This window comes from Brevibacillus sp. AF8, from assembly GCF_021270385.1.
GTDB lineage: Bacteria > Bacillota > Bacilli > Brevibacillales > Brevibacillaceae > Brevibacillus.
This window is the reverse complement of sequence record NZ_JAGQDN010000018.1, coordinates 1-12,898: the sequence shown is the minus strand read 5'-3', so window position 1 is coordinate 12,898 and position 12,898 is coordinate 1. Positions and strand designations below refer to the sequence as shown.

Below are 12,898 nucleotides of genomic sequence, written 5' to 3'. Positions count from 1 at the left end.
ATACAAAAATGGCTGGAGAAATGTCCGCATTGGGAATGGTAGAAACAAAAGGTTTGATCGGAGCAGTTGAAGCTGCTGACGCAATGGTAAAAGCAGCAAACGTAAAACTGATTGGTAAAGTACACGTAGGTGGCGGTCTCGTAACTGTTATGGTACGTGGTGACGTAGGTGCAGTAAAAGCTTCCACAGACGCAGGTGCCGCTGCTGCTGAAAAAGTAGGAGAGCTCGTATCTGTACACGTAATCCCACGCCCTCATGGAGACATTGAACTGATCCTGCCTAAACTCGAAGGGTAATAAATCCCTATGGCAGTCATTACAGAAGCATCCTTGAGAGCAATGCATAAGTCAGGTATCCCAAACCCCTTTCTCGTTGAGAAAGGGGATAAAATAACACCAGCAGCGGCAGATTTCTTGAAAGGAAGAGGGATTCAAGTGAAACAAGTTGATCAGAACCAGCAGCCTTCCACCAATCAAGCTGCCGAGGCAGTGCGTGAAATTCCTTTGGGCGTATCGAATCGTCACGTTCACTTGTCGCAAGAAGATGTGGAAAAGCTTTTCGGAGCAGGCCATCAATTGACGCCAATGCGTGATTTGTCGCAGCCAGGCCAGTTTGCTTGCCAGGAAACAGTCACCATCGTAGGACCAAAAGGCAGCATTCACGGGGTTCGCATCTTGGGACCAGCTCGTGGGGCGACACAAGTGGAAATTTCCAGAACAGACGGCTTCGCAGTGGGTGTTCATGCCCCTGTGCGTATGTCTGGAGATATTGAAGGTACACCAGGTATGGTGCTTGTAACGGCAAAAGGGACTGTTGTGATGGACAAAGGCGTAATCGTAGCGAAGAGCCATGTTCATATGTCTCCAGCAGATGCCGAGCAATATCAAGTGAAGGATGGCGATAGGCTGATTCTGGCGACGCAAAGCGATCGTCCTATTATCTATCCAGATGTAGTCGTTCGTGTACATCCGCAGTTTGCACTTGATTTCCACGTTGATACGGATGAAGGAAATGCCGCTAATTTGAAAACGGGCGACCGGGTAAAAGTGATCGGCAAGAACGGGCAATTTTACTCCGGCTAACGGAGGTTGAGCTTGATGGACATCAGAGAAATGGTGGCGTCGATTACGAAAGAAATTTTGCAATCGATGAATACAGAAAAACAAAGCAGCACAGCGCCTCGTGTCCTGTACGTTTTTTGCGACAGCCAGGCTCATGAGGCGTTTCAAGATCATTTTATCCAACTGAAAAACCACGGGATCTGCCATGACATTCTCTTCCTGGACGGAGAAACCTCTTCCTGGTTGGGAATGCATAAGATTGAATGTGGGGGAGCAGGCAAAATTCTTACAGCAGATGAGTACGCTCCTGCCCCGTTGGAAGTGCCGAAAGATTATGTCGGTATCGTGATTCCAGAAATCGATTTGGATAATGCAGCGAGAATTGCTTCCGGTCTAAAAGGAACAATTAAAGCGGAAATCGTCTTTTCCGCGTTGGTGACGGGCAAATTCGTCATCGCTGGTTCCGATGTACCAGGGATCAAGCGCGCAGACCGTCGTACCCTGCAAACATTGACACTGACACCTGCTTATGAAAAGCTGTTCAACCGTCACGTTGAGAGCATGAAAGAGCTGGGTGTAGAGTTTGCAGAGCAACGCCGTCTGGCTGATCGCGTGGTTTCCAAGCTGAAGTCTCAACTGCAAAAAGTGGAGACTACTAGCAAGACAGAGCAACCGACATTGACTCCTTTGGATGAGCAAGAAGCTGTCTTTTCCGGGAAGCTGTTGACAGCGGATTGGATCAGATCTCAGCCTGAGCTTCGCGATACGACTTTGATCGTGAAAAAAGGTGCAATTGTTTCTCCGCTTGCTTATGACAGCATGAGAGAACGCGGCATTACGGTCAGCTATTTAGGAAAAGGGTGATCGCATGTTTTTGGGAAAAGTGATCGGCAGCGTCTGGGCCACGCAAAAAGAAGCAGGTATGGAAAATCTCAAGCTCATGGTCGTTCAGCCGATTGATTGGCGTGGCGAAGAAGGCGGACAAACCGTAATCGCAGCGGACAGGATCGGTGCGGGAATCGGGGAGCAGGTTATCGTCTCTCGTGGGACGCCTGCCCGAATCCTTTTCTCTGGCACCAGTGTGCCGATCGATGCGATCATCGTAGGCATCGTGGATTCGTTTGAGGTGCCGGGTGCCGCAGGAAGAGAGGAATAGGAATGGAACAGGAACGTTCACGAGTCATCCAGGAATTCGTACCAGGGAAACAGGTCACGTTGGCTCATGTAATCGCAAACCCTGACCCAATGCTCTATACCAAGCTAGGTATCAATGAGGCCGGTGCGATCGGCATCTTGACTTTGACGCCTACCGAAACAGCCATTATTGCCGCGGATATTGCGACAAAGGCTGCTGGCGTCGAGCTTGGGTTTCTCGATCGTTTTACAGGTTCACTGATTGTCGTAGGAGATGTATCCGCTGTTGAGATGGCAGTCGAAGCGGTCAATCAGGTGCTGAGCGAAAAACTGCGGTTTACACCGGCGTTGGTGACGAAATCATGACCGGCCGTGTAATGATTATCGGTGCAATTGAAGCAGGAAAGTCTTCTCTGGTGCGGGCGCTGTTCAATGACGAACAGCCTGCCAGGAAGACCCAAGCGCTCGAATATCGGGACTGGGCAATTGACACTCCGGGTGAGTACAGCGAAAACCCGATGTTTTACCGCACGCTTATGGCTACCTCTCTTGAGGCGAAGGTCATTGTGATGGTGCAGGATGCTACGCGGGAGCGCAATTATTTCCCTCCTGGCTTTTCGCAAGGGTTTCCGCAATCGTGCATCGGGGTCATTACCAAAATGGATCATCCTGATGCCAATGTGGAGAGGGCAGAACAATTCCTGCGTCAATCGCTCGGCAATGCGAAAATTTTCCGGACCTCCTCGCTCACGAGTGAGGGAGTGCCAGAATTGCGAGCGTATTTGCAAGAAATTGTAAACGAGTAGCGTGATTAACCAGTATTACACCCCTTTCCGCCGTAGCGTGTCTGTGAGAAAATGAGGTCATATCAACTCCTAGCAGGTGAAAAGAGGTTCACATGCAATCAATACGAGAAGTGTGCAAAGCGTCCACGACGTTGAGTGATGACGACATTCGGATTGTGGAGGATCTGGCTTCCAAGCTTCAGATTTTTGCTGATCTGTCTCAAGCGGACATGTTTATCGATTGTCCGACGGTAGATCGGAGCGCGGCGATGGTAGTCGCACAAGCTGCACCGAGTACGGCACGCTCCATGTACAGTGGATCGGTCGTAGGGCATTTGGCGACGGCGATTAATGAGCCGGCCGTTATGTATTGCCTGACTACAGGCAAGCCCGTCATCGGTTCACGTGGGGTTTCACAGGAGCAGGTCGTGATGCGACAAAGTGTCGTACCCATTACGAATGCGGCTGGAAAAACAATCGGGACCTTGATAACTGAACAAGATATATCCAAACAGGTAGAACAGGAAAAGAACGTCGAAATGCTCAAGGAAACAACGGAGCAGTTAAGTGAGACGCTCATCCAGTTCGCTGTGCCTGATCTGCCCATTTCGTCGCTGTTGCACGAGGGCATGATTTTGTTTGATCAGAGTGGGATTATCACGTATGCCAATGGTCGTGCCCACAAGCTGCTCTCCTTGATTGGCTTTGAGAGGCCGGAAAAGGGAGAGAGCATCGAACGTATTTTTTCCTGGAGAGTTACCCCGGAGAATTTTGTACGCAACGGGGGTTATATTCAGGAGGAGCTGTCAAAAGGCAAACATTTTATCATGATGAAAGCGGTTTCGTCCGTCCGCAAGCAAGACATCATCGGGGGATTCATTCTCCTGCGAGACATATCGGACATTCGGGAAAAAGAAAAGCAATTAATGATCAAATCCGCGGTGATCAAAGAGATTCACCATCGGGTCAAAAACAATTTGCAAACCATCTCTAGCCTGTTGCGCCTGCAAATGCGGCGTTCACAGTCCAACGAGATTGAAAAAGTATACCGGGAAAGCATCAATCGCATCAACAGCATCGCCATTATTCACGAATACTTGGCACAGGATGGTCTGGAGCAGATTGACTTCAAAGAGATTTTAACCAAAATATCGAAAATAATCGTCTCTTCGATGAGACGTTCTGAGCAAGCTATACACGTTGTGGTGACGGGCGAATCGGTGTATCTGCCGTCCAACAAAGCAACATCGTTTGCCTTGATCGTCACCGAGCTGATTCAAAATTGCATGATTCATGGTTTTCACGAGCAGCAAGAAGGGAAAATCTCTATTGCACTGGTTGCCAAGGAAGACTTCGTTAGTTTGTCTGTGACAGATGACGGGGTGGGCATCGAGGACATGGAGCAAATCCACAAAAAGGGCCATCTCGGCCTGAAAATTGTCGATACACTGGTCAGGGAAGACCTCGAAGGCACGATGCATTTCCGCAACACTGGGAACGGAACAGAGGTTACCATACTCTATCCGATCCAAAAGGAGGATGAAGATGACACAGCCGAAGATTATGGTGGTTGATGACGAGCCGATTATTCGCATGGATTTGCGCGAGATGCTCGAAAATGAAGGGTATTTAGTGGTTGCCGAAGCGAAAAACGGAGAAGAGGCAGTCGAACAGGCCCATCGTCACAAGCCCGATCTGATCATCATGGATGTGAAAATGCCTGTCTTGAATGGTATCAAGGCAAGCAGTATCATTCGTTCCTTTTCAGACAGTTCCATTCTCCTTTTGACGGCTTATAGCCAAAAGGAACTCGTCCAGGATGCCAGAAAAGCGGGTGTGACGGCTTACTTGGTGAAGCCGGTGTCGGAGGATGATTTGATTCCCGCAGTAGAAATCGCGCTCAGTCAAAAGGAAAAAGTCGTTTCCCTGAAGAAGGATATCAATGATCTGAAGCAAAAGATCGAGGATCGCAAGGCAGTGGAAAAGGCAAAAGGAAAGCTGATGAGTGCCCTATCCTTGGAAGAGGATGCGGCTTACAAATGGATGCAGCAAGTAAGCATGCAACGGCGCATGCCGCTTGTGAAGCTGGCAGAGGAAATCTTGTCGGGCGAGCAGGCCATTTTTTCGCAAAGCTAGAACTGACGTTATCATAAAAAGCAGTGACAAGTAGATACGAAGAGAGCAAAGGCGCTTGAATCAGACCGGGAGCAAGGAACCGGCTGTTCAAGCGTTTTTTCGTAGGGCCCGTCTGACACGCCAATGGTTCAAGGAGGTTCATATGGACGAACAATGGATCCAAAGCGTCGGGATCGATGTGGGAACAAGCACGACCAAAATGATCGTAAGCCGATTGCGATTGGGTCGCATGTCCAGCACGTTTTCGCTGCCGCGTTATCAGATCGTGGAGCGACAATTGCTGTATGCGAGTGAAGTGCATTCCACACCGCTCATCGGATTTGATGAAATCGATGCTGACGGAATCGGAGCGATTCTTGCAGCCGAGTACGACAAGGCACAAATCAGCTTGTCTCAAATCAAGTCCGGGGCGGTCATCATTACCGGAGAAACAGCCAGCAAAAAGAACGCACAGCATATCGTTCATCTGCTGGCAGAACGCTCCGGGGATTTCGTGGTAGCGACAGCAGGTGCTGACCTCGAAGGCGTGCTGGCGGGCAAGGGCGCTGGCGCAGAAAAACGCTCGCAAGCCATGCAAGGTGTGATCGTCAATGTCGATATTGGCGGAGGAACAGCGAATGCAGCCTACTTCCAACGTGGCCGGGCGATTGCGACGGTAACGTTCCACGTCGGAGGAAGACTGATTCGTCTCAGTCCGCAAGGTGTCGTTCAATACGTGTCGCCGAACATTCAACAATGGCTGACGGCAAAAGGACTGCGTATTCAAGTCGGACAGGAAATCGGATTCGCGCAGCTCACAGAGGTTGCCGAACAGCTGGGACGCAGTATGCTCGATTATTTGACGGGGAAAGAGCGCCAAGTGTCAGGCTTGCTCGTAGTGGGACCGCATTTGCGCGATACCATCCCTGTTAACGAACTGACTGTCTCAGGCGGTGTGGGTCTACTCATGAGCGGACCTCCCGTCCAAAATATTTCGGATGCGAGCCGATACGGCGATTTCGGCCCACTGCTCGGTTATGTCCTCCAGCAGGAGCGCGAAAAAGGAACGTATCCGGTACAGTGGCTAGACCCGGATCAAACGGTACGGGCAACGGTAATTGGCGCGGGGATGCAGAGTACGGAGATTAGTGGTTCAACCGTGCATATCAAGCCGGAGCTGTTGCCAATCAAAAATATTCCGATTCTCAAGCTAGAGCTTACCGAGGAACAATTGGCAGATGCCACAAGGCTGCGACAAGAAGTGGCTTCGATCTACCAACTGGGTGAGCGCCTGTTTGAAAAAACGACAGGGATTCCTTTCGCACTTGCGATCTCCGGCATCGGGTACTGCTCGTACGCTCTGCTGCAGACGCTGTCCCAGGAGCTGTCGGAGCAATACCGGGCGACTTTCCCCGAGAGTCAAACCATGGTTGTGATCTGTGAAACAGATATGGCGAAAGCGCTCGGGCAGGCCTTGGCGCTGCGTTGCAAAGGGGCACCGGAAATCATTTGCATCGATCAAGTGCGTGTGGAATACGGCGATTACATCGATCTCGGTGAGCCGATCTCGGGAACGATCATTCCTGTCGTTGTCAAGACACTTGCATTTGATGAGAGGCCGTAACGTAAGAAGGGGTGGACGTGATGAACACGAAAACGACTGTGCTTGGACAGACCTATCAATTTCGCGATTTGAAAGAAGTTTTCGCGAAAGCTAATGAAGATAAATCAGGCGACCAGCTGGCTGGTATCGCCGCTGCTGATTCCCGGGAACGTGTAGCTGCCAAGCAAGTTTTGGCTGATCTGACATTGGCGGATATCCGCAACAATCCGATGGTGCCGGCAGAAGAAGACGAAGTATCACGTGTGATCGAAGAAGGCATCAACGAAAAGATTTACAATGAAATCAAAAACTGGAGTGTAGCTGAGCTGCGCGAGTACATTTTGAGCCATCAAGCAGGCGACAATGAACTCAAGCGAATCAGCCGCGGCTTGTCCAGTGAGATGATCGCAGCGACTGCCAAGCTCATGAGCAATCTCGACTTGATTACGGCTGCGTCCAAGATCAAAGTTGTGACGCATGCCAACACAGCAATCGGTCAGAAGGGCGTACTGGCTTCTCGTGTACAGCCGAACCATCCATCTGATAACGTACAAGGCATCAAAGCGTCTCTGTACGAAGGACTGAGCTACGGAATCGGCGATGCGGTTATCGGGATCAACCCGGTTATCGATACAGCGGACAGCGTCAAGGATATTTTAAACATGACCAAAGACGTGATGGCCAAGTTTGATATCCCGACGCAAAACTGCGTATTGGCTCACGTATCCACACAAATGCGTGCCATCCGTAATGGGGCACCAGCAGACTTGATCTTCCAAAGTTTGGCGGGCAGTGAAAAAGGAAACAAGGCATTTGGTATTGATGTAGCACTGTTGGATGAAGCAGATGAGCTGATGCGCAAAGAAGGCACCTCCTACGGGCCGAACTTCTGGTACTTCGAGACAGGCCAAGGTTCTGAGCTGTCTGCCGAGGCGCATCACGGCATGGACCAGGTAACAATGGAAGCGCGTTGCTACGGACTTGCTCGCAAGTACAATCCGTTTATCGTGAACACAGTAGTTGGCTTCATTGGACCTGAGTATTTGTACGACAGCCGTCAAGTGATCCGTGCTGGACTGGAAGACCACTATATGGGCAAAATGCACGGTTTGCCGATGGGCTGTGACGTATGCTACACGAACCACATGAAGGTCGATCAAAACGACATGGACAATCTCGGCATTTTGCTCTCGTCGGCAGGGGTTAACTTCGTAATCGGCGTAGCGATGGCAGACGATGTCATGCTCAACTATCAATCGACGAGCTTCCATGATATTGCGGCATTCCGTGAAGTGATGGGACTGCGACCTGCTCCTGATTTTGAAAAATGGCTGGAGAAAATGGGCATCATGGAAAACGGTAGGCTGACTGCAAAAGCAGGCGATCCGACAATCTTCATGTAAGATCAGGAGGTGAAAGACGGATGGAACAACAATTAGATTTCTTGGTAGATAAAGTAGTAGCTGAGCTGCAAAAGAAGCTGGGTGAGGCAACAGAACAAGCTCCGTCACCAAAAGCAGAGACAGGCTTGATCCAACTGAGATCGGAGCCAAAGGCAGAGCCAGTAGCAAATGCGACAGCCGCACCGACACCGGCTTCTGTAGTGAATGAGCAGCCTGCTCCATCGACAGAACCAGAGAGAACCACACATGTACCGAATCCGAAGTACAAGGAAGGCTTGGATGAATTGCTGTCCAGCACGCCAGCGCGCATCGGGGTTTGGCGTACAGGTGTGAGACCTCTGACCAAAACTATGCTCGAATTGCGTCGTGACCATGCTGCGGCTGTAGATGCTGTATATGGCGAAGTCAGTCAAGCGGTGCTCGACCAGTTCTCTTTGTTCACAGTGGAAACACAGTATGACAACACGGAAAACTATTTGAAGCGCCCAGACATGGGACGTATCCTCACTGAGGAAGGCGTACGCATGCTCCAAGAGCGCTGCCAAAAGAAACCGCAGGTACAAATCGTGGTTTCGGACGGCTTGAGTGCTGCTGCGGTGGATGCGAACCTGAAAGACGTGCTTCCATCCCTGATGGACTCTATGAAAAGCTACGGACTGACCTGCGGCACTCCGTTTTTTATCAAGGGCGGACGCGTAGCCAGTATGGATCACGTCGGCGAGATTTTGGAGCCAGAAGTATTGGTGCTCTTGATCGGAGAACGTCCAGGATTGGTTACGGCACATTCCATGAGTGCGTACATGTGCTACCGTCCACGCAAAGGTATGGTAGAATCAGAGCGTACAGTGATCTCGAATATTCATCGTCAAGGTACATCTCCGGTTGAGGCGGGTGCCCACATCGGGACTATTCTCTCCAAAATGCTGGAGCAAAAAGCAAGTGGTGTAAAACTAGTCTTGTAACATGACGAGGAGGATTCAGCATGACATTTCGCAGAAAAAAAGTAGCCGTAATCGGTAGTGGTTTTACTGGAGCGACAACTGCGTTCATCATGGCGCAAAAAGAGCTGGCTGACATCGTTTTGGTCGATATCCCTCAATTGGAAAACCCAACGAAGGGGAAAGCACTCGACATGATGGAAGCTTCTCCCGTTCTCGGCTTCGATGCTAGCATCACAGGTACTTCCGACTACAAAGACATCGAAGGCTCCGATATCGTAATCATCACAGCAGGGATTGCCCGCAAGCCAGGCATGTCCCGCGACGACTTGGTAGCAACGAATGCGGCCATCATGCGCTCGGTTGCTGAGCAAGTGAAAACATATGCACCAAACTCCATCGTACTCATCTTGTCTAACCCGGTAGATGCGATGACCTATACATTCTACAAAACGTCCGGCTTCCCGAAACACCGCGTAATCGGTCAATCCGGCGTACTGGATACAGCTCGCTTCCGTACGTTCGTAGCGATGGAACTGAATGTATCCGTAAATGACGTAACAGGCTTCGTATTGGGCGGTCACGGGGACGACATGGTGCCACTCTTGCGTTATTCCTACGCTGGCGGCATCCCACTGGAAAAATTGATCCCACAAGATCGTCTGGACGCCATCGTAGAGCGTACACGCAAAGGCGGCGGCGAAATCGTAGCTCTCTTGGGCAACGGTTCCGCTTACTATGCACCTGCGGCAGCTCTGGTAGAAATGGCAGAAGCGATCTTGAAAGACCAGAAGCGCATCCTGCCATCCATCGCTTTACTCCAAGGCGAGTATGGTTACAATGATATCTATCTGGGCGTACCAACCCTCTTGGGTGGAAACGGTATCGAGCAAGTCATCGAGCTGGATCTGACTGCTGCTGAGAAGGCAGCATTGGATAAATCCGCAGATTCCGTTCGTGCGGTTATGAAAGTAGCTATGCCATAAGTACAGTATGAAAATGAAAGCTTCGCCAGATATCTTGGCGGAGCTTTTTTTACAATGTGGCTATAAGTAACTGTAGTGGTGGGGAAGAAGCGGATTTCCAGTCTACGCTTCGGCCTACGCCCTGCTGAGGGCGTGTACTGTTCGCTCCGAAATAAATAGCGGGAGCGCTTCAAAAGTAGAGTTTCGAGGCTGTATTCGCATGAAAGCTGATTCAACTGAGTGTAATTGTCACGAAGTGCAAACACCTGTAAGACATTGGAGGAATTGTGCGAAGAGTGACGAACTAGATTACAGAAATGTTAAGGATTGTAAAGAAAAATCTATCAAAAAAATATATTTTGTTGTAAAATTAAGGAAAAAAGTAGGGGTTGATTCTTTATGGGGGGGCTGCAAGGGACGATGCACTGGTCGCTGCGGTCAGAAATTGAAAGACACCGTAGAGAGTGCGGCTATACCTTGAGTAAATTAGGTGAATTAACGGGAATCAACCATGGGAGTTTAAGCGAAATCTTGAACGGAAATCCACCGCGGGCTATGACCATTGGTCAATTGGATGCGCTAGCGGCGGTGTTTGGTCGCGAGCCAGGTTGGTTGTACGAATTGTATACGGAAGAATGCATAACAGAGGGGCGAATATCGCGCCCTCGGTTGATACCTTATTTAGTTCGATGCGCGGAGGTTGGGCGGAAAGATTGCATCGAAGAGGTTGTTCCTAAATTGTTGGACAACCCTAAAAATATTTCGACTCTCTTTTTAGTGGCGGAACAGCTATATGAAAGTGGGAAACAAAAAGAGTCCGTACCTTTTTATCAGGCTGTCGTTGATAGCGAGAAGGATGGACATTCTGACCAATTCGTAATGAGTCAATATCGATTGTTTCGGGCTGCACTCGGGACCAATTCTGAAGAAAATGGGGAGGCAGTTATTCGGTTTGCTCCCTATCGGAATAGGCTTCCTGAGAACTATCAGTTGGATGCTTTATTTCAATTAGCGCGGGTTTGTTTCGCTTTACAGAAATGGAAGAAATCAGAGCAGTATGCAGATGAGTTGCGGTTTCTTGCAGAAACGATTTACATACATGAGTTGGATAGGTTGAAAAGAAACAAAAAGAGTGAGTTACCTGAGACAGACAGGCACTTGGTCTTTTATTATGCAATAGGACACCTATTCAAGGGCGCGGCATTGGAAATGCAAGGCCTGTATGCACAGGCAAAAACATATGTACAAGGTTACGCTGATTTGGGATGGTTTGAATTACTGGATGAAGTCGGGCACCAAGAGGTAGAAAAGTTCCGTGTTTGGGCAAAGGCAAACTTATACACATTAGAGGTACTAGCTGGCAATACAAGCATTATTGAGGAGTATGCAGACTATCTTGAAAGTCTTCCTACGAATGAAATACTTGCTGGTTTAATTTCTATTATGAAATCAGCTAATACGTACCAATTTTGTGTGGATGAGATATTAGAACGTTTTTCTTCGCATATTGCTAGTTTCGGTCAATTTAAAGAGGCTATTGGATTGGACAGACATCTCCAGTTTCGATATCAGACATCCATTTATGAGTTTGATAAAGGACGGATAGAAAGAGGAATCGAAGAAACTTTACGTTGCCTTTCCCTAGCAGATTTGATGAATCGATATGACGATACTCTTAAATGCGTAGCATTATTTGAAGAATATCGGCAGTATGCATCCACAACACAAGTGGAACAGTATCGAACAATTGTAACGGGTAAAAGAGCGATCTGATTATCCAAAGCTACATAGGGGTACCTAGTATTACATTCTCAAAGATGCACTGCAACAGTTATAGTTATGTTAGAGAATAGCGCTGATGCTTAGGATTTAGCATTACCCAGATTGTTGCATGTAAAATGTTATAAAGTAGAAAGAGGGGGATTAAAAAGATGAAGGGACTTATTCTCGCATTTTTTATTACGTTTGGACTTCTCGCAGGTATCCCGATTGATTTTGATTCAAGCCATTCCAACATGTATACAGCCAAGGCAAATCAGCATGGAACTGATGCTTAGGAATTTTACTGGGATTCTGGTTGTTAAATAGAGTGTTCTCCCCCCAAAACATCCCTCCGATGGGATGTTTTTTCTATTCAATTTTTCTTAATCGGTGAATTTCTGCACATCCCTGTATAGTAAATATATGTAATAAAATGTAAAAGAGAGGGGGCGTTGGACATTACTGCTATCGCAAATATTTTAGATAGGGATGTTTCTTTTCACAGTGGAAACTCCCCCAAAAGAGGAGCAGCATCAGCCCCTAAAAGTAAGTGTACGATCCGGGGCATGGTAAAGGAAATCGGTTGCCACTTAGAGTTGGATAATAGAATTGAACAGCTACGACAGGAAATGATGGAATTGGCAGGAAGGTATGGTCTTTCACATGATAAAGTTTTGGCTGTAAGCCAACAATTGGATAAATATATTGTCATTGCACAAAACAGATTGAAAACGGAAAAGTAAGGATAAGGTTACTTCTTCTCACACCTCAAGGCCCCAAAAACCCTTCCGTTACCCCATTGTCCGGGTATCTGCTGACTCCTAGGTCAAAATGTTATGAACTAGATGACGAAATGCTAGGAAGGTAAAGTAGTGTATTTCGAAAAAATGTAAAATAAAGTAAAAACGAAGGGATGAACCTTTATGGTAGGGCTGCAAGGGACATTGTATCAGTCACTGCGGTCAGAAATTGAACAATGTCGGAGAAAGCACGGTTATACATTAAGCAAACTGGGTGAATTAACGGGCATTAACCCCGGTAGCTTGAGTGAGATATTAAATGGAAATCCCCCGAGGGCTGGTCATAACCCTGTCAAGTAGACTGCCTAAAAACCCATAGTTACGCGGCGATCG

At 48.4% G+C, this 12,898-nt stretch carries 15 protein-coding genes and 1 pseudogene; all 16 read left to right on the top strand.

Annotated elements, in window-relative coordinates:
* Window positions 1-8 precede the first annotated feature (8 nt).
* On the top strand, window positions 9-296 hold the full coding sequence (gene eutM, locus KB186_RS20670; protein ID WP_047069988.1) for an ethanolamine utilization microcompartment protein EutM: 288 nt from the start codon (window positions 9-11) through the stop codon (window positions 294-296).
* A 9-nt stretch (window positions 297-305) separates the two neighbouring features.
* Window positions 306-1,082, top strand: a complete 777-nt coding sequence (gene pduL / locus KB186_RS20665) for a phosphate propanoyltransferase (RefSeq protein ID WP_221867300.1) — start codon at window positions 306-308, stop codon at window positions 1,080-1,082.
* A gap of 15 nt (window positions 1,083-1,097) precedes the next feature.
* Window positions 1,098-1,925, top strand: a complete 828-nt coding sequence (locus tag KB186_RS20660) for a hypothetical protein (protein WP_047069986.1) — start codon at window positions 1,098-1,100, stop codon at window positions 1,923-1,925.
* 4 nt (window positions 1,926-1,929) lie between these two features.
* Entirely contained in the window at window positions 1,930-2,217 is a 288-nt protein-coding gene (locus tag KB186_RS20655; protein ID WP_007720099.1) for a EutN/CcmL family microcompartment protein, read from the top strand.
* A gap of 2 nt (window positions 2,218-2,219) precedes the next feature.
* Window positions 2,220-2,561 (top strand): ethanolamine utilization microcompartment protein EutS, encoded by a 342-nt coding sequence (gene eutS / locus KB186_RS20650; RefSeq protein WP_007720097.1) that lies wholly within the window; start codon window positions 2,220-2,222, stop codon window positions 2,559-2,561.
* Complete coding sequence (locus tag KB186_RS20645) at window positions 2,558-3,001, top strand: EutP/PduV family microcompartment system protein (RefSeq protein WP_088909881.1); 444 nt, start codon at window positions 2,558-2,560, stop codon at window positions 2,999-3,001. The genes eutS and KB186_RS20645 overlap by 4 nt, the downstream gene beginning before the upstream one ends.
* Window positions 3,002-3,093: 92 nt before the next feature.
* Window positions 3,094-4,554: a sensor histidine kinase gene (locus KB186_RS20640; RefSeq protein WP_221867301.1), complete on the top strand. Its 1,461-nt coding sequence runs from the start codon at window positions 3,094-3,096 to the stop codon at window positions 4,552-4,554.
* Window positions 4,520-5,116, top strand: coding sequence for an ANTAR domain-containing response regulator (locus KB186_RS20635; RefSeq protein ID WP_441299782.1), 597 nt, complete (start codon window positions 4,520-4,522; stop codon window positions 5,114-5,116). The genes KB186_RS20640 and KB186_RS20635 overlap by 35 nt, the downstream gene beginning before the upstream one ends.
* A gap of 142 nt (window positions 5,117-5,258) precedes the next feature.
* Window positions 5,259-6,719 carry an ethanolamine ammonia-lyase reactivating factor EutA gene (locus tag KB186_RS20630; protein ID WP_173610337.1) on the top strand — a complete coding sequence of 487 codons (1,461 nt, stop codon included), beginning with the start codon at window positions 5,259-5,261 and terminating at the stop codon, window positions 6,717-6,719.
* A gap of 20 nt (window positions 6,720-6,739) precedes the next feature.
* Window positions 6,740-8,101, top strand: coding sequence for an ethanolamine ammonia-lyase subunit EutB (locus KB186_RS20625; RefSeq protein WP_173610338.1), 1,362 nt, complete (start codon window positions 6,740-6,742; stop codon window positions 8,099-8,101).
* A gap of 20 nt (window positions 8,102-8,121) precedes the next feature.
* Window positions 8,122-9,063: an ethanolamine ammonia-lyase subunit EutC gene (gene eutC, locus KB186_RS20620; RefSeq protein WP_232774276.1), complete on the top strand. Its 942-nt coding sequence runs from the start codon at window positions 8,122-8,124 to the stop codon at window positions 9,061-9,063.
* Between the two features lie 20 nt (window positions 9,064-9,083).
* Entirely contained in the window at window positions 9,084-10,025 is a 942-nt protein-coding gene (mdh, locus tag KB186_RS20615) for a malate dehydrogenase (protein ID WP_015893779.1), read from the top strand.
* 378 nt (window positions 10,026-10,403) lie between these two features.
* Window positions 10,404-11,777, top strand: coding sequence for a helix-turn-helix domain-containing protein (locus KB186_RS20610; RefSeq protein ID WP_142497484.1), 1,374 nt, complete (start codon window positions 10,404-10,406; stop codon window positions 11,775-11,777).
* A 158-nt stretch (window positions 11,778-11,935) separates the two neighbouring features.
* Window positions 11,936-12,061 carry a hypothetical protein gene (locus KB186_RS28320; RefSeq protein WP_255675221.1) on the top strand — a complete coding sequence of 42 codons (126 nt, stop codon included), beginning with the start codon at window positions 11,936-11,938 and terminating at the stop codon, window positions 12,059-12,061.
* A 156-nt stretch (window positions 12,062-12,217) separates the two neighbouring features.
* Window positions 12,218-12,508, top strand: coding sequence for an aspartyl-phosphate phosphatase Spo0E family protein (locus KB186_RS20605; protein WP_173610340.1), 291 nt, complete (start codon window positions 12,218-12,220; stop codon window positions 12,506-12,508).
* 180 nt (window positions 12,509-12,688) lie between these two features.
* Window positions 12,689-12,844: pseudogene (locus KB186_RS20600) on the top strand (helix-turn-helix domain-containing protein); the annotation flags it as partial.
* Between the last annotated feature and the right edge of the window lie 54 nt (window positions 12,845-12,898).